This is a genomic window from Collinsella sp. CM84Y_54 (genome assembly GCF_036317945.1).
In the GTDB taxonomy this organism is placed as follows: domain Bacteria; phylum Actinomycetota; class Coriobacteriia; order Coriobacteriales; family Coriobacteriaceae; genus Collinsella.
In genome coordinates this window covers 1-25,683 of sequence record NZ_JAWQCX010000002.1, presented here as the reverse complement: position 1 = coordinate 25,683, position 25,683 = coordinate 1, and the positions used below count along the sequence as shown (strand labels likewise).

The window sequence follows — 25,683 nt, the reverse complement described above, 5'->3', positions numbered from 1 at the left end:
TACGACAACGACGATTTACGACGGAAAGGGCTGGGCCATGAAGCTCGCACTTGCACAGATCGATATGCGCTTGGGTGACATCGAGGGCATTTGCGGCCGCATCGAGGACCAGGCTCGCCTGGCCCATGAGCGCGGCGCGCGCGTGCTGTGCGTTCCGGCCCCGCTCTTTATGGGTGCCATGCCGGGCAGCCTGGTGGGCGCTGCCGATTTTGAGCACGATATGCTGACGGGCCTGACGGGCGTTGCCGAGCGCATCCAAGAGCTCGATATGATCTGCATCGTGCCCGCTGCGGTTTCGTTTGAGGGCCAGCCCCTGCTTGACTATATGATGCTTAAGGATGGTCGCGTGGTGCCTGCGCGCGCAAGTATTGCCCTGCAGCGCGGTGAGAACAACGACACACGTTGGGCACCGCCGGTGTTTGACGTGGACGGCGTGCGCATCGCCGTGGTGTTTGACCTGGATCGCGAGCTCGAGATGCTGCCGACCGGTGTCGACCTCATTGCCTATTTCCAATTCAACGCGTTTGACATGACCGATCGCGAGACCGCCGCCGTCGCCGCCGTGCGCAGCGGTGCCTACCGCAAGATCGCCTCCAAGCGCAGCGTGTGGTTTGCCTGCATGGCGCCGGTCGGCGCCTATGACGAGTCGGTGTATACCGGCGGGTCGTTTGTGCTCGACGATTGCGGTCGCGTGGTGGCCCAGGCGCCGTGTTTTGAGGAGAGCCTGCTGGTTCAGGAGATTCAGCGCGGCGTGATGCTCGATGCCCTGGAGGACCATGAGCTGCCCCAGTTTCGCTCCGAGGAGTGGTTGTGGCAGGCGCTGGTGCTTGCCGTGCGCGACAATGCCCGCGCCCACGGTACGTCGCATGCCGTGGTGGCGATCGAGGGCGATTTGCCGTCGTCCCTGTTGGCGGCGCTTGCCGTCGATGCCTTGGGTCCTCGTAACGTAATTGGCTTAGTGCTGGGGCGCAACCGCATCTTTACGCCGGCGCAGGAGGAGGCCGAGGCCGCCCGCTGTTCTGCTGTTCGCTCAATCGCTGAGCGTCTGCACATTCGCACCGTCGAGCGCGATGCGCCGGATGCGGAGCGCGTGCTCGACCGCGACGTGTCGGCGGGCGATGCCGAGCGCCTGCGTTCGCGCGCGCTGGGCCTGATGCTCGAGGATACGGCGCTCGAGCTGGGCGCCATGGCGTTGAGCCCGCTTTCCAAGACTGAGTATGCACTGGCGGCGCCCGCGCTGTCCGGCGGCTACCAGGGCGATTTTGCGCCCTTTGGCGACGTGTATCTGTCGACGCTCGAGTTTGTGGCACGCGTGCGCAACCGCACCTCGGCCGTGGTGCCCCAAGAGCTCGTGACGCTCAACGCGGTAGAGGATTGCATGGATCGCGTGCTGGCGCAGGCACTCTCGGCGCTCGCCGGCCCGGTTGATATGCTCGATCGCGCGGCGCAGCTGCTGGGCGGGCTTGAGCCGGGCGAGGTCGATGGTGCGCTCGAGTCGCACGTGGACCGCAACCGCCCCTTTGATGACATCCCGATGGCCGCCGCCAAGCCCGAGGCCTGCTCGCTGCTGCTGATGCTCGTGCGCCAAGGTGAGGCTGCTCGTCGCATGCTACCGACGGCGCCGATCGTTTCGGCCCGTTCGTTTGCCGAACGCGCCTGGCCGTACATGCTTGCGTGGTCCGATCTGGGGCTCAACGGTAAGGAGCGCATGGCGGTTGATTCGCTGGCGCGCGCCGAGGTGCGCCGTTTTGCCGACGACGATACGAGTGACCGTATGCGCGGCGAGATGATGGGCTTATTAGGCGAGCTGTTGGGTATTTCGCCCGAGCAGATGGAAGAGCTGCGCTCCGAGGACGGTCAGCGTCGTTTGCATGAGGGTATGAAGAAGTTTGAGGGCGAGGTCCAGGACGCCATCGATAAGATGATGGGCGGCCAGGGTGGACCGCAGGGAGGTCCGATGCCGCACCCGCCGGTTGATCCCCGACAGTTCCCATTCTTCTCGCAGAACTAAAAAGGTTACGCGGTTTTGCCAAACCGCGTAACGAGTCGACGCTGCGCGAGCCCCTGCCGGGCAATCTGCCGCTCAAACCGTCGCTTGCGTACAGAAGTACGCGGCACTCCTCTTTCGCGACACCTTGCCACGGCAGGGACTCGCTCGCTGGCGTATGTTCAACCTGCGATTCAACCTTGCTTGGCTTATGCTTCCCAGGTTGTGTTATTCTAGAACAGACGTTCGTGAATGGTGCGCGGGGCCTTGTCTTGTGCTGTACTTGTGACGAGGGGAGGTCGGCTTGGTTATCTTGGGTATCGACCCCGGTTTGGCCCATACGGGCTGGGGGATTATCGAGGAGCGGCGTGGCGAGGTTCGTTGCCGTGCCTACGGTTGTATCGAGACCAGCGCGGGCAGCCCGCTCGCGGTGCGCCTGTCGCATATCGCCCGCGACCTCAAGGGCGTCGTCGAACGCTACCGTCCCGATACCGCGGCTATCGAGAGCATCTACTTTGGCGCTAACGTCCGCTCGGCCATCCCCACGGCGCATGCCCGCGGTGCCGCGCTCGTGGCGCTTTCGGAGTGCGCGCTCGAGATTGGCGAATACACGCCCATGCAGATCAAGCAGGCCGTGGTGGGCACCGGTGCCGCAGATAAACGGCAGGTTGCCTACATGGTGCGCACGCTCACGCAGCTCGATCACGACCCTCACCCAGACCATGCCGCCGATGCCCTGGCCTGCGCCATCTGTCACGTTAACCTCAGCCGCACCCGGGCGCTTACCGGCGGCGAGTTCTATCAACAGAGAGGAACCGGATACTGATGATTTCCCAGCTCCATGGAACGCTTGTCGAGGCCACGATGAGCTCGGCCGTCGTTGACGTATCGGGTGTGGGCTTTGAGCTCGGTATTTCGGGCAGCACTGCCGCCACGCTGCCTACACCCGGCGGCGAGGTTCGCCTCTATACCCGTATGCAGGTGCGCGAGGACGCCATGACACTTTTTGGCTTTGCCTCCAAGGACGAGCGCACGATGTTTGACCGGCTCGTGTCCGTGTCGGGTGTTGGCCCGCGCCTGGCGCTTGCCGTGCTTTCCACCTATACCGTGGGACAGCTGTATTCCCTGGTGATGGCCGAGGACGACAAGGGCATGGCCAAGGTGCCCGGTGTGGGCAAAAAGACCGCCCAGCGCCTTATCTTGGAGCTCAAGAGTACCTTTGCCAAGGACAAGGGCTTTGTTCCGGTCGACGTAATTCCCGGTCAGGTTGCGATGCCGGTCCCCGCCGCCGCTCCCTCGGCCATCGATGACGCCCGTGCGGCGCTTCTCTCCATGGGCTTTAGCCCGCAGGAGACCGAGGTTGCCCTGAGCGGGTATGATGGGCAGGACATGCGTGTCGAGGATCTGCTCGGCGCGGCGCTTAAGCGACTCGGAATGGATGCGTGATGTGGGAAGCCGATGACTCTCAGGACCTGTGGGCGACGCCCGGCAGCTCGCCGGCGGCATCCATGGCGCACGGTGAGCGTATGGTGGGCTCGGAACTGACACCCGAGGACCTCGATGTCGACCGTACCCTGCGTCCCCAGCGCTTGGACGACTACTGCGGTCAGGAGCATATCAAGCAGAGCCTTCGCGTGCTGATCGAGGCGGCGCAGAGCCGTGGCGAGACGCTCGACCACGTGATTTTCTCGGGCCCTCCGGGCCTGGGCAAGACCACGTTGGCCACGGTTATCGCCAACGAGCTGGGCGCTCAGATCAAGACGACGAGCGGCCCGGCTATTGCGCGTACCGGTGACCTGGCGGCCATCCTGACTAACTTGCAGCCGGGTGACGTGCTGTTTATCGACGAGATCCACCGCCTTAACCGCTCGGTCGAGGAGGTCCTGTATCCCGCTATGGAGGACTTTGCGCTCGATATCGTTATCGGTAAAGGCCCGGCCGCTCGCTCGATTCGCCTGGATATCCCCAAGTTTACGCTGGTAGCGGCAACGACCCGCTCGGGTATGCTGACCGGCCCGCTGCGCGATCGCTTTGGCATTTCGTATCGCCTGGACTACTACACGGTCGAGGAGCTCGCTCAGATTGTGACGCGCTCGGCGACTATCCTGGGCGTGACGATCGACCATCCCAGCGCGCTCGAGATCGGCTCGCGCTCGCGTGGTACGCCGCGCTTGGCCAACCGTCTGCTCAAGCGTGTGCGCGACTATGCGCAGGTACGCGGTAACGGGCCTATTGAGCTTGATATTTGCCGTCAGGCGCTCGAGTTCTTCGAGATCGATGAGCTTGGTCTGGACTGGATGGACATTCGTATCTTGGAGACGCTTGCCAAGACGTTCTCCGGCCGTGCTGTAGGCCTGACGACCCTTGCCAGCGCGGTGGGCGAGGACCCGGGTACGCTCGAAGATGTCTACGAACCCTATCTGCTGCAGTGCGGCTTGATGATTCGCACGCCCCAGGGCCGTCAGGCAACGCTTCGCACCTTTGAACATTTGGGCATCGAGCCAGCCGTTTAGAGGCTGGTTTGTTTTGGCTGGTCTGTAGGCTATCGCTGAGCATTGAATAAACATATCGCCATTCATCGGTTACGGGTGTTTTACTATTGCGCGCCCGTGCTATGCTGAATTGGTCTTTTTCTCATCCGGTAACGAAAGGACCGCCCATGCCTACTGACATCGAAATCGCACGTTCCGTCACGCCGCTGCCCATTACCGAGGTGGCTAAGAACGCCGGTGTCGACGTAAAGCACCTGATTCCGTACGGCTTCGACAAGGCTAAGGTCGACTATTCGCTGCTCAACGAGCCGACCAATCACCAGGCCAAGCTCGTCCTCGTGACCGCCATCAACCCCACGCCCGCTGGCGAAGGCAAGACCACCACGACCATCGGTCTGGCCGACGGCCTGCGTCGTCGCGGCGTCAAGAGCGCTGTGGCCCTGCGAGAGCCTTCGCTCGGCCCCGTCTTTGGCGTAAAGGGCGGTGCCGCCGGCGGCGGTTGGGCCCAGGTCATCCCCATGGAGGATATCAACCTACACTTTACCGGCGACTTCCACGCTATCGGTGCCGCCAATAACCTGCTGGCCGCCATGCTCGACAACCATATTCAGCAGGGCAACCAGCTCGGTATCGACGTTAAGCGCATCACCTGGAAGCGCGTTGTCGACATGAACGACCGCCAGCTGCGCCACGTTATCGACGGCATTGGCGGCAAGGCTCAGGGCGTGCCGCGCGAGGACGGCTTTGACATTACCGTTGCCTCCGAGGTCATGGCGATCTTGTGCCTGTCCACGAGTATCAACGACCTCAAGGAGCGCTTGGGCGAGATCGTCGTCGGCTACAGCTATGCCGGCGAGCCCGTCCGCGCCCGCGACCTCAAGGCTCAGGGCGCCATGGCTGCGCTGCTTAAGGATGCGCTCAAGCCCAACCTGGTGCAGACGCTCGAGGGTACGCCCGCGTTTGTCCACGGCGGCCCCTTCGCCAACATCGCCCACGGCTGCAACTCCATCATGGCTACGCGCATGGCTATGCGCTTTGGCGATGTCGCCATTACCGAGGCAGGCTTTGGCGCCGATTTGGGTGCCGAGAAGTTCCTCGACATTAAGTGCCGCATGACGGGCGTTCGCCCCAGCGCCGTCGTGATTGTCGCCACCGCCCGTGCACTTAAGTACAACGGCGGCGTTGCCAAGGCCGATCTCAACGAGGAGAACCTTGAGGCGCTCAAGGCCGGTATGCCCAACCTGCTCCGTCACGTCGACAACATCCAGAACGTCTACGGTCTGCCCTGCGTGGTCGCCATTAACCGCTTCCCGACCGATACCGAGGCTGAACTCGCCCTCATCGAGTCCGAGTGCCAGAAGCTCGGCGTTAACGTTAAGCTTTCCGAGGTCTGGGCCAAGGGCGGCGAGGGCGCGCTCGAGCTGGCCGATGAGGTCATGCGCCTGATTGAGCAGCCGAGCGAGCTCAAGTTTGCCTACGAGGACGGCGCCGATGTTGCCGATGCCCTCGAGGCCGTTGCCACCAAGGTTTACCGCGCCGACGGCGTCGACTTTACGCCGGCTGCCAAGCGTCAGCTTGCCGAGCTGCGCGAGAACGGCTTTGGCAACCTGCCGGTGTGCGTCGCCAAGACGCAGTACAGCTTTAGCGACAACGCCAAGGCGCTGGGCGCTCCCGAGGGCTTCCGCATCACCGTGCGCGAGCTCAAGGTTTCCGCCGGTGCCCACTTTGTGGTCGCGCTGACCGGCAGCGTTCTGACCATGCCTGGCCTGCCCAAGGTTCCCGCGGCCGAAAACATCGACGTCGACAACGACGGCAACATCACCGGCCTGTTCTAAGCCTGCCGCTCATAGCCGCTTGCCCGCCCCGCCGCGCCCCCATGGCCTGGCGGGGCTTTTTGATCCTTAGGCACGCGCATGTCTTGTAGATACCGACGGCCTTTGCCCATCATAGGCTTTTGCGCGGGTAGAATGCATGGATAACTTGATGCTTACAGGCGACGGAAAGGAAACGTTGCATGGACCAGGACAAGACGACCGTGATGGGCGGATATGGTTCCGCGCAGGCTGACGATAGCGCCGATGCGACCCGCGTTGTTCCCAACCCCGGTTATACCGACCCCGCCGCGACGCAGGCGTCCGCCGAACCCACACGAGTTATGGGCTATGGCGATACACCGCGGGATCCGTTTGATTATGCACCGCAGGATCCGTATGGCAATGCGGCGCCGGACCCGTATGGCAATGCGGCGGCAGGCGCTTATAACAACCTGCCGCAAAATCCCATTCCGCAGCCTCAGCAAACGACGTATATGCCGCGCACGGCACAGTCCCAGCCTCGTTATGAGTCGTGCGATCCGTATGCGCGCCAGCCCCATCGCGAGTATCCCAAATCGATTCCGCAGTATGGTGAGGACGAGGAAGAGGCGCCGTCGCGTTCGTCGAGTGTGATCAAGAAGATCCTCATTGTGCTGGCGATCTTCTTTGCCCTCTCGATTGTGTTTGCCATCGTGTCGGGCATGCTCAACAGGCGAGGGAGTTCAACGGCTGATACCACTGCCGAGCAAACCGAGTCCGCCTCGTCTAGCACTGTCGATCTGAGCGATATCCCGGGGCAGTACTGGTCCAACGCCAAGAAGCTCCTCAAGTCGCGCGGGGCCGATCTTTCGAATGCTGTGATTCTGACTGACGACGGCTCGACGCCTGTTGTCGATGCCAACTGGGTTGTTACTTCTGCCTACTATAACGACAACGGTAACCTCGAAATTCAGCTTACGCACAAGGATGGCTCGTCGGGCAATGCGTCCGGCGATCAAGGCACCACGGACAGCTCGAGCTCCAACACGCTGGAGGACCTGAGCAATAAGGCGCAGGAATTGGGAGACAAGGCGCAAGAGCTGGGCGATACGGCACAAAACCTGGGCGATACCGCGCAGAACTTGGGAGACATGGCGACGGATGCCTGGAACGCCCTACAAAACGGCATTTCGGGCGCACAGGGAAACTAGCGGCCGAGCGGCTAGAGCCTTAGCGGTGCAAACAAAAACGGGACGCAGGATCGCGTGACCGGGCGCATAGGCGCGCTGGTCGGCGGTCCTGCGTCCCGTTTTGCTGTCGATTACAGCTGCTCTGCCGGACGCTCGGGCGAGCTAAAGCCGGAGTCAAACGTGACGACGCATGATGCATCGGGCCTGCGCTCGTGCACGATGCGCGTGACGAGCCCCAGCAGCTCCTCGTCGGATATGTCAAAGCCGTCGGGACGCACCAGGTCAAACGAAACAAAGCCGTCGTGCTCGTGCAAGTCGTGGATGGAGAGTGCGGGGTCGATCTGCGCTACGCCGCGCTTGACCCAGCCGCGCAGGTCGTCACCGGTTGTTGCAATGGGGTCGCAGTGCAACGTGATGGCGATGCCCATCTGGCGTTTGATATCGTGTTCGATGGTGTCCAGGATCTCGTGGTGCTCAAAGGCATCGCCCTCGCCGGGCATTTCCACGTGTGCGCTGGCAAACTGACGGCCGGGGCCGTAGTCGTGCACCATGAGGTCGTGCGTGCCCAGGACCTGGGGGTACGACATGATCCTGTCGCGGATTTCCTGGACGAGCTTGGGGTCGGGCGCTTGTCCCAGCAGTGGGCTGATGGCGTCGCGCACCAGGCCCAGGCCGCTGATGCAGATGAAGATGCCCACGCCCAGGCCCGCCCAGCCATCGAGGTCAAAGCCGGTCGTCTGCGAAATAAGCGCCGCCACCAAGACCGAGCCCGAGGTGATGACGTCGTTTTTGGAGTCCTGCGCCGTGGCGATGAGCGTCTCCGAGTCGATGCGATCGCCCAGCGTGCGGTTGAACGCGGCCATCCAGAGCTTAACGAGCATGGATGTAGCCAGTGCCGCAAGGGAAACGAGCGTGTAGGCGGTGGGGGAGGGCTTGATGATCTTGGTAACGGACTCGAGCACCAGGTTGATGCCGACGGCACAAACGAGGACGGCGACAAACAGGCCGGCGAGGTATTCGTAGCGGCCGTGGCCATAGGGGTGACCTTCGTCAGCCGGGCGACTGGCAAGGCGGAATCCGAGCAGGCTCACAATGTTGCTCGACGCATCGGAGAGGTTGTTGAAGGCATCGGCGATAAGCGAGACGGAGCCGGCGAGCAGGCCCGCGATGCCCTTGGCTAGGCACAGGGTAATGTTGAGGCCAATGCAGATGAGGCTTGCGGCAAAGCCTGCGTTGGTGCGGCAAGTTGTATCGACCGGCTCGCCGTCGCTGCCGGGAACAAGCATATGTACCAGCCGATTTACAAATAGCATGGCGATCGTCCTCACAATCATGGTTAAGGGGATAGTGTAGCTTGCGCGGGCGCGCCGTGCGCCGATGCTCAGAAAATGCAGCAATGGTCTGCCCGCGTTAACGGGCGACGTGGGGTGAGCGGGTGCGTATCGCCCGGCGAGTATGGTTTCCCCGGCTCGTCGATGGGCGGAACGCGTTTCTGCGCTACCATTTGCACTAGTTATGACTGCAGCCGTGCCGCATGTGCAAACCGTGCGCCGCGGATTAATTGGAAGGGGAGCTATGGCGACGAGCGTTACGCCTGAAATCAACGGATACGAGCTGACCGATGATCAGGTTGGCAAGCTCCGCAGCTGGTGCAAGGGCAACGCGGGAGCGGCGTCGTCCGCGACGGGCGAGATGTTCGCGCGTCCGCTTGCTCCCGTACTCGTTGGCGGCGACCTGTTTATCTACTCGATGAGCCGAATGTTCTTTGAGTCCTATGGCGTGAGGCCGCTTGTTCTAATCGCGGAGAACGTCAAAATCGTGACGACGACCAAATTCGCCGAGATCATGTACGTTCGCGGTACCGATGACGAGCCCACGCTGCTCGGCGCCCTCAAGGCCGTCTCGGATGCCATTGCGCCCTGTGACCCGATGCTTCACGTTTTGGGTACGGGCGACTGGTATGCCCGCACGTTTGCTCGCAATGCGGAGCTGCTGCGCTCCTGGGGCTTTACCACGCCGTACTGCGACTACGACACGTTTGATTCCATTACGCAAAAAGGTATCTTCCAGGGTATTTGCGACGAGCTGGGCATCGCCCATCCAGGTACCTATGCCATGCCTTGCGACGAGTCGGTCGAGGCCGTTGACCCGTATGCCTGCCCATTTAGCTTCCCGGTCATTGCCAAACCTTCGAATTCAGCTGCCTGGCATTATGTCGAGTTTGACGGCAAAGCAAAGGTCATGACGGTTGACTCCGCGGAGGAACTCGCCCGCGTCTACTCGGCGCTTCGCCCTTCGTGCTACGACAAAGACCTGCTGGTTCAGGATATGATTCCCGGATTCGATGAGTCGCTCTATTCCATTACCTGTTTTGCCTGGAAGGGCAAGGTTGAGTTCTCTGTCTTGGGCCACGTGCTGCTGCAGGACCACGCACCCTCTGCCATTGGCAACCCGGTCGTGATCGTGGGCGATACGGAGATGCCCGCATGGAAGGTCAATCTTCTAAACGATGCGAAGCGCTTCCTCGAGAAGGTCAACTATACGGGATTTGCCAACTTTGACGTTATGTACGACTCTCGTGATGGCTCGTATCGTTTCCTTGAGGTCAATGCCCGCCTGGGGCGCAACTCGTGGTACCTTTCGCTCGCGGGTATCGATCTGCCGCGCGTTATGGTCGATCACTGGATTGCCCCCGCATGCCTTGGAACGGAGCCGACGGCAACGTATGGTACCCAGGGCGAGCCCTCCCATGCGTCGCGCGCATTTACGTTCAAGATGGTTCCCGATGCCGTCATCAAGCGCTATGCTGCTTCTTGTGCCGATAAGGACTATGCGCTTTCGGACAAGGCGGATGAGTCGCCCGTTCTGTGTAAAGCGGACACACTTGAGCACAGGCTCTGGGGATGGATCACAAATATGAACCAGATTCGCAAGTTTAAGCGCTACGTTGGAGATGCCCGCAAGTAGCGAATAAGGTCCGGCCGCCAAGACGGCTTGGGACTTTATCGGTTGGTGCGACAAGTTGTATCGACCGGCTCGCGTTCGCTGCCGGGAATAAGCGTATGTACCAGCCGATTTACAAATAGCATGGCGTATCTTCTCGCATCCTCGCTTAAGGGGATGGTGCGGCTCGCATGGGCGCACCGTGCACCGATGCTCAGAAATTGCAGCAATGGGCTGCTGGAGCTAACGGCAGGGCTTCTTGTCCGACCGGGTGCTCCATTTTGGGCCACATGGGTATGGGCATGTGCCTGCCTGCCCGACATACTTAATGTCGACAGCCCCTGCGCAAAGGAGGACGTATCCATGGACGAGATGTTTGCCATTAAATGCCAAAACTGCGGCGGCCCCATGTACTCGCACCAGGCTAAACGCCGCTTTGAGTGTGCCTATTGCGGCACGGTCATCCCGTGGCAGGCCGATGCGGGGGAGCCCAAGAGCGCCCTGGGCATTCGCCATGCGTCGCTGACGGTTGTCGATGGGCTGCTTAAGCTCACCCACGTGTCGCAGCTTGAGCGCCCGGTGGACCCCGACTGGTATTTCTTTAATGCGTACTGGCGCAACCAGTCGGTTCTGGAGCATCTGCTGTGGGAAGACCGCGGCACGGCGCAGGAGTTCCAAGAAGCTACGCACGTGAGCATCCCGTGCCCCTTCTGCGGCGCGTCCTTTGAGGGGTCATCGACCCAGCGCGTGTTTGAGTGCCCGTCCTGCGGCAATAAGATCGGCGTTGCCGACCTGCTCAAGCCGGGGACGTTTAGCAAGCGCCTGACCATGGGCGTTGGCGCGGAGTATGTACCCGAGCAGGGTATTCCCTGCGAAATCTCACCGCAGCAGGCACGTGCCAACGCGCTGCAGCTGGTGCGCCAGTACCCCGACGCCTTTGCCGGGCACGACGTGGAAGACGCGATTCAAAACGACATGATGCTCTTCTATTTTCCTATGGCGCTCGCGGACCTGCGCATGATGGTGTCCTTCCCGGGCAAGGGACTGAGCAAGGAGACCCTGGTTTACTACGAGGTGCTCGACTGGGCGTATCCCAGGGCAAACTACCTGGATGTTCGTCTTATGGGCATTCTGGAGCCGTGGGACTTTGCCAAGGTTGGGCCGTTTGACCCGGCCATGCAGGAAGGCGACTTCCGCGTCGTCTCCGTCGATGCGTCTACCAAGGACCAGGTGGTCATTGATAAGCTGGCGCTCGACATTGCCGGCAACGATGCCGAGGCGGTGCTGGGGCTCAATAAAAAGAGCATCCGCACCTGGGCGCGCAAGACTCGCAAGCATAAGGACGGCCTGGTGATGGTACCGGTCTACTTTGTCGATCGCCCGGCGACGGACAGCCACGATGGCGAGCAGGTGCGCATCGCCGTGAACGGCCAGACGGGTCGCGCGGCCGCGGTGGTGTTTAGCGACAAGCGCGAAACGCACGTTGTGGCGCCGCTCAACCCGAGCCTGCATCTGTCCGGAGAAAGCACCGTGCATGCCACGCCCATCGAGGTCAAATACGTTAAGTCGCCGTTCCTGTACCAGATCGTGCGCCGTGGAGGCGGAGAGCAGCCGCGTCAGGTGGCAGCGGCAGTCGAGGGCTCCTACCGAGAAGAAAAGCCCAAACGCAAAGGATTGTTCGCAGTGATCTTTGGGAAGTAGGGGAGCGGTGCGGGACAGCGCGCGGTAGCGCGAGCTGTTCGTCGTGGTAGATCTAAATAAACGGTGGGACGGCTGCAAGAGAGCCTCCCTACCGGGTGAAATCGGGATGTGCCGCGGAACCTTTTCCTCAGTCGGTCAACTTTGGAAGCGCGGGCAACGCAGGTGCCACTGTCTTAAAGGGTCGGCTGCAACCGGCCCTTTTCTGCGGCAGCGGGGATTCGAATACCAACACGGTGTACGGCCCCACGGTGCTTTGCTCTGTGACGAACGGACCCATGACGGCGCATTCTGTAATCATCATTTATGCGGTCCCTTAATCATTTGCGTTGACTGACATTGTCTTCGTTGAAGGCGTGTCCTAAAACAAACACCGTTCCATCAGCTCTTTGCCGCGCAGGGTATCGATCCACTCCTGTGGAATTGCGTCGATGCCGTATGCCGTGCCGGCGAGGGCGCCTGCGACGGCTGCGGTGGTGCCGGTGTCGTCGCCCAGGTTGACGGCGGTAAGCACGCAATCTTCGTAGCCGCTAGTGTTGACGAAACACCAGGCGGCTGCCTTAAGAGTGTCGCGCACGAAGCCGCCGGACCTGATTTCGTGCTCGGGCACGTCTTTCAGCTGGAGCACCCATGAGGGAAGCGTGCCGTTCATCATGCTCCTCATCAGCTCGACAAATATGACGCATGCGTCGGTCGATGTTCTGTGAGCGTGCGTTATCGCGGAGACCTCGCAGATCTCGTCGTCAGTCGCGTCGACAAACGCCAGGGGAGCGATGCGCATGAGCGAGCCGTTGCCGTTGTCGCGCTCGCCGGAGCCTCTTTTGCCGGTACGCAAGGCGCGGGCGGTCGTGCCGCCGTAATCGAAAACGCCGTCGATCGTATACTCGCCACGGGCAATCCAGCTTACGAACTTGTCGCGCATGTCTGCGGTGTCGATATGCCCGAGCTCTCTAATCGAGTCGCAGGTAGCAAGCGTCATAGAAGTGTCGTCGCTCCAGGTGCCGGCGGGCTGCCCATGCGTGCCGTAGCCGATCATGTCCGTGCATTCGAACGTGCCGCGGGGCCTGAACTCGTAAGGAACGCCCAGCGCGTCGCCGACGGCAAGCCCGTAAATACAGTCGCGTAGCGTTGCCTTTGATGCCTCTGCCATGTATGACTCCTCCTGTGTCGAGCGATTAAGGATGCGTCGAATTTGTCTTCCTCCGCAATGGCGTATCTATTAACTGAACCATAAAGCCTCGCGCGGACACAAATCTAGATGCCTCCAACCGTCTTCGCGTGGGGGTCTCGGAATGACTAAAATGAGGAGTTAAAGGTAGTTTGCGCGAGTCCATGGGGAGCGATGCGTATGGACAACAACACTTTGCTGTTCCAGGACAAGGGTTCGGGCGGGTTTAAAGACGTCAAGATCTACCCTAACCGTATCGAGGTGCTCAAGAAGGGCACTTTCGGCGGCAAGCACACCGAGATTGTCTACCTTAAGGACATCACGGGGGTCAGCAGGATCAAGGGCCGCAATGTTTTTCTTCGCAACAGGCTGTTGACCGCCTGTGTCTTTAGCCTGAGCAGCCGCTCCCGGGCTCAGGAATTCGTCAACGTGCTCAATATGGTGATGTGACCGGGCGCTTTCGAACAAAAAACCGGGATGCAAGGAGTCGCACCTTGCATCCCGGCTGAGCTAAAACGGTGCTGCTGCATGCCGTTGGAGCTTTAGCGCTTGATCTCGATATCCTCGAGCTTGACGTCCATGGCCTCGGTCTTTGCCTCGGCGATGTCGTCGGCAAATTCCAGGGACTTCATCATGGTTTCGACGGCATCCTTGTGCTCCTCGACGTTGTCGATGCGCACGTAGACGCTGCCGCCGCCTGCTTCGGTGAAGTACTCAGTCGTCACGCCGCCCGAGTGTGTATAGGAAGCGTTGCGCCAAGTCTTGCCGTTGTACTTGACGGGGTCATTCTCGGTCCACTCAAAGCTGGCATTCCACTTTGCCTCGTAGTCGAACAGCTCGTCGGCGTTCTTGTCAGGATCGAAGACGGGGATGAAGCGATCGCTGGCGTGCTCGCTCTCGGTGAACTTAAACTGGGCCCTGTCGGCGGTATCGCCTGCGACGTCGGTGACCTCGACGCCCTCGGGGACCTCGACCTTAAACCAAATGAAGTCGGTCCTCATATCCACGGCTGGCTTTTCTGCTCCGCTGCCACCGCCACTGCCGGTAGCGCCGCCGCTTCCGCCACAGCCCACCAGGGCAACCGCGGCAAAGAGACTGATGCAGAGGGTGAGAATCGCAAAGGCCTTCTTTTTCATGGTCGTGTCCTCCTCGATCTGTAACCGCCCATGGATTACCTGCCTTTACTGTACGCGCGGACGGCTCGCTAGGGTGGGCCATGTGTCCCATTCTGGGTGCCGGATTTGCGCCGTTAAGTGGCAATATGTCCGGGCGCAAAAGAGGGGAGAGCCGGAGCTACCGGCTCTCCCCGGGGTGAGGTGCCCGTTGTTTTATTGGGGCGCGTGTACGCGGGCGTGTGCGGGATTCGGCTACTTGATCTCGATGCTCGAAATCTCGACTTCGCGTGCCTCGGAAACCGCTTCCGTCATGTCGTCGGGGAACTCGATGGAGTTGAGGAGCGCCTCGGCTTCTTGCTTATGCAGATCGAAGTTCGAGATGAGGACGTAGACACTTCCCGGCTCAACGTCGGTAAAGAGGAGTGTTGAGACGCCACTGTTGTCCTCGTACGTTCCGATGAGCCACGTCCTGCCGTTATACTCGACGGACCCGCCATCCTTCCACTGGAACGTATCGCCTTTCTTTTCTGCCTGGTCGGCGTGGGACTCCTCAGCTGTCAGCGCCTTTTTCCAAACGGGGATAAAGCGATCGGCCGAGCCGTTCTCGTCTTCGGGGAAAGTGAGCTGGACCCTGTCGGCATTCTTGCCGGCGGAGTCGCTTACGTCAACGCCCTCGGGCATCTCGACCTTAAACCAGATAAAGTCAGTCTTTTCGGCGACGGGGGCCTTTTCCTTGCCTTCGCTCTTTGAGGTGCTGCCGCCTCCGCCCGATGCGATCCCGCCGCAGCCGACAAGGGCAAACGCGGCAAAGAGGGCGATGCAAAGGGAAAGGATCGATAGGGTCTTTTTCTTCATGGTGGCGTCCTCCTTGTCTGCCGATGACATCACGGCGCCGCATGCTGTTGGGGTACTGATTACGCTGGCGGCGGATGTCTCTGTGTGCTGTGCGGCTTATGCCTCCGTTCATCGCTTGTGGCCGTTGCGCGGCCGTGCCCCAACGGGTTCCTTACTTATAGATATGCCCCAGCTTGTGCTGCCCGGGAGTCTCGAAAGGTGGGCCATATGTCCCATGTTTGCGATGGCGGGGGACGGTGCGCTTGTCGACGATTGGGTCGGACCGGAGTATTTTGCCCGCTAATGCCGCGAAGGCTTCCGTGGATTCTTTTGGGCAAAAAGAAGGTCCCGCACCTGTGGCGGTGCGGGACCTGTTGCTCTGCGGCCTAGTTGCAGGAGTGCGCTAGAAGATCGCTATTACTTGCGCATCTTAGAAGCGATCGCGCTGCCGGCGAAGCAGATGGCTGTCATGGAAAGCATAGCCATGATGACGTTTGCGGTGGAATCGCCCGTTCCGGGGAGCGTCTGCTTGTTGGTCTTGTCAGACTTGCTTGGCTTGTCGTCCTTGGGCTTTGCGGGTTTCTGCGGCTTGACGGGAAGCTTGTCGATCGACTCAGTCTTGGTCTGGGTCTCGAAGGCCTCGTTCTCGAAGGTGGCGGTGTAGGTGCCCTCGCCTTCCTTCTCGGTCGTGGCGGGGGTGGTCACCTTGTAGGCGGCCTTTACGGTCTCCTCCTCGACGTGGGACGTGTCGCGCTTGCAGGTGCGCTTGGCGGTGCAGTACCAGCTGCCGTCCTTCTGGGACCAGCTGTACTCGGGCTCTGCCCAGTCGTGGCCGAGGGCGGCGATCTTCTCAGCCTTGGTCTGGGTCTCGAAGGCGTCGCCGTCGAACTTGGCGGTGTAGACCGACTCGCCTTCCTCGAGGCAAGTGGCCGGGGTAGTCTTTACGGTGGCCTTCACGGTCTGCTCGTCGACGTGGGAGGCGTCGCGCTTGCAGACGCGCTTGGCGGTGCAGTACCAGTTGCCGCTCTTCTCGTTCCAGGAATACTCGGGCGCGCCCCAGTCGTGGCCGAGAACGCCGAGGGCGACGGTACGCTTCTGAGCCTCGAAGGCCTCGTTCTCGAAGGCTGCGGTGTAGACGGACTTGCCGGCCTTGGTGCAGGTCGCCGGGGTGGTCTCGACGGAGGCCTTCACGGTCTCCTCCTCGACGTGGCTCGCGTCGCGCTTGCAGACGCGCTTGGCGGTGCAGAACCACTCGCCGTCCTGCTTGGTCCAGCTGTACTTCGGCTTTCCCCAGTCATGGCCGAGAACGCCGAGGATCACGGTCTTGGTCTGGGTCTCAAATGCCTTGTTGCTAAAGGTTGCGGTGTAGATGTCCTTACCGGGGACATCGCAGGTCGACTTGATAGCATGCTCGACCGTTACTTTTACAGTCTCCTTCTCGACGTGGGACGCGTCGCGCTTGCAGGTGCGCTTGGCGGTGCAGAACCACTCGCCGTCCTGCTTGGTCCAGCTGTACTCGGGCGCGCCCCAGTCGTGGCCGAGAACGCCGAGGGCGACGGTACGCTTCTGAGCCTCGAAGGCCTCGTTCTCGAAGGCTGCGGTGTAGACGGACTTGCCGGCCTTGGTGCAGGTCGCCGGGGTGGTCTCGACGGAGGCCTTCACGGTCTCCTCCTCGACGTGGCTCGCGTCGCGCTTGCAGACGCGCTTGGCGGTGCAGAACCACTCGCCGTCCTGCTTGGTTCCAGCTGTACTTCGGCTTTCCCCAGTCATGGCCGATGGGGTCGAGGGATTTGGTCATGGTCTGAGGCTCAAAGCACTTGTGCTTAAAGGTTGCGGTGTAGGTCCTCTCGCCCTTCTCGGTGCAATCGGTCTTGTCCACGAAGGTCGCCTTTACGGTCTCCTCGATCGGCCAACCGCAGTAGCCGCACTTGGCGTGGCCGGTGCAATACCAGTCCCCGCCTTCCTGCGTCCAGACACAATCTTTCTGGTCTACGAAATAATCCTCATTCTGACCGTCAGTGTAGGAATGGGTCTTCATTGCGCCCAGAGTCCACACCAACTCGTCGTCGAAGTACACATCAGAGTGACCAGAGTTGTAAGTCGATTTGCCACCAAAACCAAACAACTGAGAACAAGTCTTGATATCACGCCCGGCCGTTACAGTGTTGGCGCCCTTGAACTTGATGATGTACTTGAATGAACCCATATTGGAGTCATTGATGTTAAGAGCCTGCTTGCCCTTACTATCATTCGAGTTGAACGTGCAGTTATTCACGTTGACGTAGATGTCATGGCTGCCCGCGCCGTAATCGGTGTAGACGTTGATAACCTTGCCGCTGGCGTTGAAGGTGCAGCTATCAAACGTCATGGTCGGCGAGCTGTATGTCCAGATGGCGTAGTCGCCGTTTGGGGCGTTGAAGGTCGTGTTCTTGAACTTGGCGGACTCGTAGCCCCAGTAGAACGTCTTGCCGTTGACGACGCAGCCGTCGAGCACGGTCTTGTTGGCGCGAATGAAGCCGAGGTAGTCGGCACTGCCGGAACGCATCGTCATGTTCCTGAACGTAACGGTACCGGCACCGTCAAACGAATAGTCGCCATTATACTCGGTGCCATAGTTTGCAGGATCGGGCACAATTGCACCGATGTTCCATGCGGTCTTGTCCGTGCCCAGACCCTCAAAGGTAAGGTCCTTGCCCTTGGTGAGACCCTCAGACTTCTCGCCGTAGAGGGTGTAGTTGCCCTTGCCGAGCTTAATGGTGTCGCCGCTCTGCGCCGCGGCGGTAGCGGACTTAATATCATTGTAGGTCACACCGGTGGGTTTACCGTCGTGTTCAATGGTGATCGATACGGTAGTAATCGGTCCGGCAACGTCGTCTGCAAAAGCAGGCGATGCAACGCCCATCGTGATGAGCGCAACGGCAAACAGCGCTGCGGCCGCACGAGAGGCCGTTTTCAAAAACGACTTCATGCTGAGACTCCTTCCAGTCCAAAAGTATAAAATCAACATAAATATTATAGCGCTTCTGACATTACTAAATCCCTATTTCGCGCCTGTATCGGTGCGCCAATCTTTCTCGCGCTTCTTGCATTTTTATTCCGCATACCTGCAACTTTGTTGCATCGGACTGCGCAACAAAGATGCATTTGATTTGCCGGTGTGGTTTGCGCGATGGCACTTGGCGTGTCTATGGCCCAATGGGCTGGGTGCAAGATTGACCTTGACAGGGGATCGGGATTGATCGCTTGGCGATAGACGCAGCGATGTTGCGCCTATCGCCCGCCATAGAAAAGAGCGATAACTGGGCGCACTGACGCGAATGCTCTTATGGGCTAGACTAGGCACCACGAAATATACGATGCGTTCGGGCGGCGCCGACTGTCCGATTAGCTTGGCAAGCATTGAGGGTGCATGCGTATGAGCCAAGAGATGATGGATAAGACTTGTCGCGGTTTTGCCGAGGCGCTTGCCGCGCGCGAGCCGGTTCCCGGCGGCGGTAGCGCAAGCGCCTTTGTAGGCGCGCTGGGCGCCTCGCTTTGCGGGATGGTCGCGCGCTACGGGGCGACCAATCCCGCGCTTGCCGATCGCGCAGGCGATTTGACGCGTGCATTTGCCCAGGCAGACGAGTTGGCGCAGGAGCTAGTGGGCCTGGTTGCCGAGGATGTTCGTGCGTACGGCCAGGTGTCTGCGGCATACGGTATTCCGCGCGAGGACCCGACTCGACCGGTTGCGATTCAGGATGCGTTGCACGTGGCCGCCATGCCGCCGTATCGCATCATGGACACCTGTGGGCGCGCACTGGCGCTGCTCGAGGACATGGCAGACAAAGGCTCGCGCCAACTGCTGTCCGACGTGGCGTGCGGTGCCGTGTTCTGCCGCGCCGCCATGCAGGGTGCGAGCCTGACGCTCTTTGCCAACACCACATCTATGAAAGACCGGGCGCGCGCCGAGGAGCTCGAGGCGGCGTGCGATGAGCTGCTGGATACGTGGCTGCCGCGCGCCGATGCGCTGGCGCGCCGTGCTGCCGACGCCGCAAGGAGGAGAGGATAGCCATGGCCGAGCTGCTCAAGGGTGCTCCCGTTGCCCGCGCTTTGACCGAGGAACTCGCTGCTCGCTGCGCCGCCCTGCGCGAACAGGGCATCGTGCCGACGCTGGTCATCGTTCGCGTGGGCGAGCGCGAGGACGACCTGTCCTACGAGCGCGGCGCCCTCAAGCGCTGCGAGAAGGTTGGCATTGAGGCTCGCCGAGTCTTGCTTCCTGCCGATGTTTCGCAGGATGAGCTGCTGGCGGCTATTAAGGACATCAATGCCGACCTGGCTGTTCACGGCTGCCTGATGTTTCGCCCGCTGCCCGCTGGGCTTGACGAGGGTGCGGTTGCCGCGGCACTCGATCCCGCCAAAGATGTTGACTCCATGACGCCGGCCTCGCTGCTCACCACGCTTTCGGGTCGTGGCGAGGGCTTTGCTCCCTGCACGGCCGAGGCCGTGTTGGCGTTGCTTGATCATTACGGCGTTGAGCTGGATGGGGCCAAGGTCGCGGTCGTCGGTCGGTCGCTGGTGATTGGCCGTCCCGTAGCCGCCATGCTTACGGCTCGCAATGCCACGGTGACGACGTGCCATACGCATACGCGCGACTTGGCTGCTGAGTGCCGTGCAGCTGATATTGTGGTTGCGGCCGTTGGACGCGCGCGCACGATTGGCGCGGATGCGGTTCGCGAGGGCCAGACGATCATCGATGTTGGCATTAATTGGGACGAGGCCGCTGGCAAGCTGGTCGGGGACGTGGATTTTGATGCTGCGGAACCGATCGTTGGCACAATTACTCCCGTGCCGGGCGGCGTGGGGGCTGTAACGACGGCGATTCTCGCCAAGCACGTGATCGAGGCGGCAGAGCGCGCATCGAAATAGGCGTTTTTGCCCACTGGGGTTGACGAGGTCGCGGTTTCGCCCAATTTGTGCCGAAGCGATACACTGTTACCGTTTGATTTCTTCGCTCAAGGAGGATGCGCATGCCGTGCACAACGATTTTGGTTGGTAAGAACGCGAGCTACGACGGGTCGACGCTGGTCGCCCGCAACGAGGACTCGTCCAACGGGGTATTTGAGCCCAAGCGCATGCGCGTGGTGCATCCCGACGAGCAGCCGCGCGTCTACACGAGTGTCCTGAGCCACCTGACCGTTGAGCTGCCCGACAATCCCATGCGTTACACAAGCGTCCCCGACGTTGTCCCGGGTCATGGCATTTGGGCCGAGGCCGGCTTCAACGAGCTCAATGTTGGCATGTCCGCAACCGAGACGCTCACCACCAACGAGCGCGTCCGCGGCGCCGATCCGCTCATGGACTACGTGCCCGCCAAGGGCAACGAGGGCGAGGACGGCTATGTCCCGGCCCAGCCTGGCGGACTGGGCGAGGAGGATATGGTGACCCTGGTGCTGCCGTACGCCAAGTCCGCCCGCGACGGCGTGCGTATCCTGGGCGACCTGCTCGAGCGTTACGGCACCTACGAGAACAACGGCGTCGCCTTTAGTGACGTTGACGAGATCTGGTGGCTCGAGACCATCGGCGGCCACCATTGGATCGCCAAGCGCGTGCCCGATGATGCCTATGTGACCATGCCTAACCAGCTGGGTATCGATAGCTTTGACCTGGACGATGCCGAGGGCGCCCAGGCAGACCACATGTGCTCCGCCGACCTGCGCTCCTGGATGGCCGAGTGGCATCTGGACCTGACGCTGGGCGTCGAGGGAGACGGTCCCGCCGCGGTCTTTAACCCGCGCGAGGCCTTTGGCTCGCACAGTGACAGCGACCACGTCTACAACACGCCGCGCGCCTGGTATATGCAGCGCTGCCTCAACCCCAGTGATGTGTGGGACGGTCCCGACGCCGACTACACGCCCGAGAGCGACGACATCCCCTGGAGCCGCGTGCCCGAGCGCAAGGTGACTATCGAGGACATCAAGTACGTGCTTTCGAGCCACTACCAGGGCACGGAGTACGATTGCTACGGCAGCAAGGGCACGCCCGCCACGCGCGGTGCCTATCGTCCCATCGGTATCAACCGCAACAGTCAGCTCGCCGTGCTGCAGCTGCGCCCCTATGCGCAGCCGGCGTATCGCGCCGTGCAGTGGATGGCGTTTGGCTCCAACTCGTTTAACGCGCTTGTGCCGCTGTACGCCAACGTCGAGACCATGCCCGAGTACTATGCCGACACGCAGGCTCGTGTGACGTCCGAGAATTTCTATTGGGCAAATCGCCTGATCGGCGCCTTGGCCGATGTTCGCTTCCATGAGTGCGGCCGCGCGGTCGAGGATTATCAGGAGAAGGTCGGCGGCATGGGCCACAAGCAGATTCACGACGTTGACGCTGTCGTAGCCTCGCTGCCCGAGGCCGAGGTGTCTGCCGAGCTCGCCCGCGCCAACGAGGCCTTTGCCGAGCTCGTGCGCGTGGAGACCGATGCCCTGTTGGGCAAAGTGCTCTACACCACGAGCTGTGCCATGAAGAACTCTTTCGCGATGAACGACAACGTAAGGTAAAGATAACCTTGCAACGAGCGAGCGGGACAAACGCCGTCAAAGGCTTTGCCCCGCTCGATTTCTATCCCGGCGACAAACGATTTTGTGTCGTTCGCCCAATCTTGGGTACAAGAAGGCCATTGCAGTTGTTCACGATTGGAGCCAACCATGGTTATGAAATTCGATCAGCTTGTTAACGGTGCCATCAACGTGGGCTTCGGCGCCGCTGCCGTTGCCGTCGAGGGCGGCAAGAAGGTCCTCGACGACCTCAATACCAAGGGCGAGCAGGTGCGCAAGGACGCCGGCACCCCCGATATCGCCCGCAGCGTGTCCGACATGTTCGAGCAGGCCGGCGGCACCATCTCCGACCTCACCGAGCGCCTGGGCATGCAGGGCGAGACCGCGGCACAGCGCGTGCTCGACGAGCTCATCCTGGCCCGCGTCCGCGTTATGACCGCCCCTGAGCGTACGGCCTTCCTAGCACATGTGCGCGACATCGTCGATTCGGTCGAGGACAATGTGACCTCGGTGCCCGTCGAGTCTGTTGAGCCCGACGATGCAGAGGGCACCGAAGAGGCCGAGTAGCAGCGCAGATGGCAGATTCCACCACCGATAACAACAATCTAGATCCCTTGGGTGACGAGACGGCGGTTGTCGATGAGGTCGACGCCGCCGTCTCGGGCGCTCGCAAGAAACCGCGTGCTGTCGATATGGTCCCCGAGGAGCCCGACGCGATGGCGCCGGACGAGGAATACCAGCTCACGCCGGCGGGTCGTCGTGAGCGCATTGGGCAGATCGTTCGCCTGATCAAGAAGTACCGCGTATGGGATAACCTCACGCCGGTGCGCCTGCGTCGTCTGCTCGAAGAGCTCGGCCCCATGTTCGTTAAAATGGGACAGATTCTGGCCAACCGCTCCGAGATCTTGCCGCAGCGGTTTTGCGACGAGCTGCGCCGTCTGCGCTCCGACGTAGAGCCGGTGCCGTATGAGGTAGTGCTCCGCTGTCTGGAAGAGGAATACGGCCAGCGCCTGGGGCAGATGTTCGACGCGATCGACCCCAACCCGCTCGGAAGCGCATCGCTCGCGCAGGTGCACCGCGCCCGCCTGGTGACAGGCGAGGACGTGGCCGTTAAGGTGCAGCGCCCCGGCGCGCAACAGGTCATGGCGCAGGACATCGACATCATCCGTTCGGTGGTGCGCATCGTTTCCAAGTTCGTCAACACCGATCAGTTTGTTGACCTGCACGGTGTGGTCGAGGAGCTGTGGACCTCGTTTCGCGAGGAGACCAACTTTTTGGCCGAGGCCAAAAACCTCAACGATTTCTATGACTTCCACAAAAGCGTGCATGGCGTGTCGTGTCCCAAGTCCTATCTGGATCTGTGCACCGAGCACGTCGTGGTCATGGACTACATCGACGGCATCTCCATTGCCGATCCCGAGCGCCTGGTGGCCGAGGGCTATGACCTGGAAAAGATCGGCTCGGCGATCGTCGAGGACTATTCGACGCAGGTGCTCGACGACGGCTTTTTCCATGCCGACCCGCATGCGGGAAACATCATCCTCAAGGACGGCATTGTCTACTTTATTGACCTGGGCATGGTCGGGCGCATGTCGAGCCACGACCGCGGTATCGTCAAGGATATGATCTTTGCCGTGGCCGAGGGCGATGTGCCCAAGCTCAAGGATTCGCTCATGCGTTTTGCCGTGACGCGCGGTGATTCGGCCGAGCTCGATCATTCGGCCTTTTTGTCCGATTTGGACTTTATCGTAGCCGACTTTGCAGGACTCGATCTTAAGGACCTGGATATCGGCGAGTTTTTGACCTCGCTGCTAAACCTGGCGCGCAAAAACGACGTTGAGCTGCCGAGTGTGGTGACGATGTTCGCCCGCGGCATGGTGACGCTCGAGGGCCTACTGACCGAGTACATGCCCAACGTCAACATGATCCAGATCATCCAGACGCACATCAAAAACGAGAAGAGCGCCTATGCGCGCGTCCGCGAAATGGGGCGCGATCTTGCCGCGAGCAGCTATCGCGCGGCAAAAGGCTCGCTCGAGGCGGCCGAGTATCTGGGCTTGGCGTCGCGCATGCTCACGCGCGGTCAGCTTAAGGTAAACACGCAGATCATGAGCAGCGATAAGGCGCTGCGGCAGCTGGGCGGAATTATCGACCGCATGTCGATGGCAATTGTGATTGCCGGCCTGTTTATCGGTTCGTCGGTGGTGTACTACGCGCGCATCGAGCCGGTTGTGTTCGGTATCCCGGTCATTGGCTTTATGGGCTATGTGAGTGCGCTGGTGCTGGCGCTTATGCTGGGCCGCGAGATCTGGCGCAACAGCCACGGCGGCAAGCGTTAGCGATTTCCTGGGGTCGGGGGAAACGGATCATTTTGCCTTGCGTCGCGCCGGCGTGGGCTGGTCCGAACAAAACTATGCCGGTTTACGGGGCTGGAGTGCCGAACCTCGAGCATACCGAAATTCGCGCTTTTAAAACCGCAGGTAGATGAGTCGTTGATTTTCGAAAATGGTTGATATGGTTGCGAAGTGCTGAATCAGCCCCGTAATCCGGCATAGTTTTGAAACGAGCTGTTCTTGCAAGGTCCGACGACAGTCCTCCCTATCGCAAACCATAGCTTTTACCTTGGGCTTCGCCTGTGTGCGGGGCCCTTTTGCGTGCTACCATATCGACAGTAATAATCGATGGCCTAGATGGTGGTGCGGAGACGCACGAATGCGCGGTTTTCCTGCGTGTTTGGGAGAATCGGGGTGCAAGTCCCCGGCTGTACCAGTAACCGTAATTCCTCTTGGCCCGGGATGGTCACGTCGCAGATCGGACGGCGCGCCCGGGTCGGTAAGGTTAAGTCGGATCGCCTCCCATCTTGCACGCGACCGTGGCGCATGCCGCCGGTACGCGTTGGGCTCTGGAGGGAAGGGGGACCCCGATGGGGGTACTCGAGCGCAATGTGCGCGATGACGTGGGGCAGCCGCTGGGCAATGCTCCAAGTGCAGACAATGGGGGACAAATGGATATGTTTGAGGACGAGCGTGAGCGCGCCTCGTTGCATCGCCGTGGCGCGATTGCACGCGGTGTAGCCAAGCGCGGCCTGGTGGCATTCCTGGCCTTCGCGATGGCCTTTAGCACCACACCGGCTCAGCTGTGGGCCGAGGGCGCCGAGGGCATTGCCGAGGCTGTGGCTCAGGCTGCGACGTTGAGTGAGGGCGCGGGGGCCGCGGACGGTGCTGCCGACGGTGTCGTTTCTGAAACCGGCTCTAACGCGAGCGATGCGTCGGCCAACGATGGCACTTCGACGAATGACGCAGATAGTAACGGCGTAGCGTCGGACGATTCTGCCGCAGTCGAGGCTTCTACTACTTCGCCGGATTCATCCGAACAGAACGTCAAAAGCGTTGCAGCCGCTTCCGATGAGGCTGAATCTCAGCCTACCGAAGCCGCAAGCCAAGAGGTCTCGGCCACGTGCTCCGTCGTCGGCACCGACGCCAAGGGCGCCCAGCAGACCTGGGCCGCCGCCCAGCAGATCACGCTGAAGGAGGGCTCGACCGCGGCCGACCTCTCCGAGCAGCTCTTCAAGCGGGCCGGCCTCAAGGCCGACTACGACCCCAACGGCCCCTGGGGCTGGGCGCTCAACACGATCACGTCGCCTTTCGATAAGGACCGCAAGCTCGGCTACGACTCGGCGACCGGCGCGTACTGGCAGCTGTTCGTCAACGGCAGCGCCTCCGAGGTCGGCGCGGGCGGCTACACTCTCAAGGACGGCGACTCCGTCGTCTGGTGCTACTCGAAGTACGGCGACCCCGCGCCTGTCGCTCAGGTCTCGGCCACGTGCTCCGTCGTCGGCACCGACGCCAAGGGCGCCCAGCAGACCTGGGCCGCCGCCCAGCAGATCACGCTGAAGGAGGGCTCGACCGCGGCCGACCTCTCCGAGCAGCTCTTCAA

20 protein-coding genes are annotated in these 25,683 nt (G+C 61.1%); 15 read left to right on the top strand and 5 right to left on the bottom strand.

Annotated elements, in window-relative coordinates:
• Positions 1-37 precede the first annotated feature (37 nt).
• The 6 genes from V2391_RS03290 to V2391_RS03265 all read left to right on the top strand — a co-directional run bounded on the left by V2391_RS03290 (position 38) and on the right by V2391_RS03265 (position 7,483).
• Positions 38-2,011, top strand: coding sequence for a hypothetical protein (locus tag V2391_RS03290; protein WP_329738253.1), 1,974 nt, complete (start codon positions 38-40; stop codon positions 2,009-2,011).
• 280 nt (positions 2,012-2,291) lie between these two features.
• Positions 2,292-2,813, top strand: coding sequence for a crossover junction endodeoxyribonuclease RuvC (gene ruvC / locus V2391_RS03285; protein WP_035137351.1), 522 nt, complete (start codon positions 2,292-2,294; stop codon positions 2,811-2,813).
• Positions 2,813-3,433: a Holliday junction branch migration protein RuvA gene (gene ruvA / locus V2391_RS03280; RefSeq protein ID WP_118079535.1), complete on the top strand. Its 621-nt coding sequence runs from the start codon at positions 2,813-2,815 to the stop codon at positions 3,431-3,433. Before ruvC ends, ruvA begins: the two co-directional genes overlap by 1 nt.
• Positions 3,433-4,500: a Holliday junction branch migration DNA helicase RuvB gene (gene ruvB / locus V2391_RS03275; RefSeq protein ID WP_118256371.1), complete on the top strand. Its 1,068-nt coding sequence runs from the start codon at positions 3,433-3,435 to the stop codon at positions 4,498-4,500. The genes ruvA and ruvB overlap by 1 nt, the downstream gene beginning before the upstream one ends.
• 146 nt (positions 4,501-4,646) lie before the next feature.
• Positions 4,647-6,314, top strand: coding sequence for a formate--tetrahydrofolate ligase (locus V2391_RS03270; protein ID WP_329738252.1), 1,668 nt, complete (start codon positions 4,647-4,649; stop codon positions 6,312-6,314).
• Positions 6,315-6,493: 179 nt separating this feature from the next.
• Positions 6,494-7,483, top strand: coding sequence for a hypothetical protein (locus tag V2391_RS03265; RefSeq protein WP_329738251.1), 990 nt, complete (start codon positions 6,494-6,496; stop codon positions 7,481-7,483).
• A gap of 110 nt (positions 7,484-7,593) precedes the next feature.
• Here the strand turns inward: V2391_RS03265 and V2391_RS03260 are convergent, their stop codons facing one another.
• The gene (locus tag V2391_RS03260) at positions 7,594-8,775 is read right to left on the bottom strand and encodes a cation diffusion facilitator family transporter (RefSeq protein WP_329738250.1); all 1,182 of its coding nucleotides are present in this window, start codon (positions 8,773-8,775) and stop codon (positions 7,594-7,596) included.
• 262 nt (positions 8,776-9,037) lie between these two features.
• Here V2391_RS03260 and V2391_RS03255 point away from each other — a divergent pair, with 262 nt between their 5' ends.
• Entirely contained in the window at positions 9,038-10,429 is a 1,392-nt protein-coding gene (locus V2391_RS03255; protein ID WP_329738249.1) for a carboxylate--amine ligase, read from the top strand.
• Positions 10,430-10,768: 339 nt separating this feature from the next.
• Positions 10,769-12,106 (top strand): hypothetical protein, encoded by a 1,338-nt coding sequence (locus V2391_RS03250; protein ID WP_329738248.1) that lies wholly within the window; start codon positions 10,769-10,771, stop codon positions 12,104-12,106.
• 358 nt (positions 12,107-12,464) lie between these two features.
• On the opposite strand, the gene V2391_RS03245 is transcribed toward V2391_RS03250, so the two are convergent.
• On the bottom strand, positions 12,465-13,253 hold the full coding sequence (locus V2391_RS03245; protein WP_329738247.1) for an ADP-ribosylglycohydrolase family protein: 789 nt from the start codon (positions 13,251-13,253) through the stop codon (positions 12,465-12,467).
• 198 nt (positions 13,254-13,451) lie between these two features.
• On the opposite strand from V2391_RS03245, the gene V2391_RS03240 reads away from it, so the two are divergent.
• The gene (locus tag V2391_RS03240; RefSeq protein ID WP_329738246.1) at positions 13,452-13,721 is read left to right on the top strand and encodes a hypothetical protein; all 270 of its coding nucleotides are present in this window, start codon (positions 13,452-13,454) and stop codon (positions 13,719-13,721) included.
• Positions 13,722-13,813: 92 nt separating this feature from the next.
• Here V2391_RS03240 and V2391_RS03235 read toward each other — a convergent pair whose 3' ends face one another.
• The 3 genes from V2391_RS03235 to V2391_RS03225 form a co-directional block, all read right to left on the bottom strand.
• The gene (locus tag V2391_RS03235) at positions 13,814-14,407 is read right to left on the bottom strand and encodes a hypothetical protein (RefSeq protein WP_329738245.1); all 594 of its coding nucleotides are present in this window, start codon (positions 14,405-14,407) and stop codon (positions 13,814-13,816) included.
• Positions 14,408-14,638: 231 nt separating this feature from the next.
• Positions 14,639-15,241, bottom strand: coding sequence for a hypothetical protein (locus tag V2391_RS03230; protein ID WP_329738244.1), 603 nt, complete (start codon positions 15,239-15,241; stop codon positions 14,639-14,641).
• A 1,354-nt stretch (positions 15,242-16,595) separates the two neighbouring features.
• Positions 16,596-18,188, bottom strand: a complete 1,593-nt coding sequence (locus V2391_RS03225) for a right-handed parallel beta-helix repeat-containing protein (RefSeq protein WP_329738243.1) — start codon at positions 18,186-18,188, stop codon at positions 16,596-16,598.
• A 447-nt stretch (positions 18,189-18,635) separates the two neighbouring features.
• Here V2391_RS03225 and V2391_RS03220 point away from each other — a divergent pair, with 447 nt between their 5' ends.
• The 6 genes from V2391_RS03220 to V2391_RS03195 all read left to right on the top strand — a co-directional run.
• Entirely contained in the window at positions 18,636-19,268 is a 633-nt protein-coding gene (locus V2391_RS03220) for a cyclodeaminase/cyclohydrolase family protein (protein WP_329738242.1), read from the top strand.
• A 2-nt stretch (positions 19,269-19,270) separates the two neighbouring features.
• A complete protein-coding gene (locus tag V2391_RS03215; protein ID WP_329738241.1) occupies positions 19,271-20,125 on the top strand; it encodes a bifunctional 5,10-methylenetetrahydrofolate dehydrogenase/5,10-methenyltetrahydrofolate cyclohydrolase in 855 nt (284 codons plus the stop codon).
• Between the two features lie 101 nt (positions 20,126-20,226).
• The gene (locus tag V2391_RS03210) at positions 20,227-21,750 is read left to right on the top strand and encodes a C69 family dipeptidase (protein ID WP_329738240.1); all 1,524 of its coding nucleotides are present in this window, start codon (positions 20,227-20,229) and stop codon (positions 21,748-21,750) included.
• A 153-nt stretch (positions 21,751-21,903) separates the two neighbouring features.
• On the top strand, positions 21,904-22,314 hold the full coding sequence (locus V2391_RS03205; protein WP_329738239.1) for a hypothetical protein: 411 nt from the start codon (positions 21,904-21,906) through the stop codon (positions 22,312-22,314).
• Positions 22,315-22,322: 8 nt separating this feature from the next.
• Positions 22,323-24,086: an ABC1 kinase family protein gene (locus tag V2391_RS03200; protein WP_329738238.1), complete on the top strand. Its 1,764-nt coding sequence runs from the start codon at positions 22,323-22,325 to the stop codon at positions 24,084-24,086.
• A 584-nt stretch (positions 24,087-24,670) separates the two neighbouring features.
• Positions 24,671-25,683 (top strand): DUF4430 domain-containing protein (locus V2391_RS03195; protein ID WP_329738237.1); only part of this gene is annotated, 1,013 nt, incomplete at its 3' end.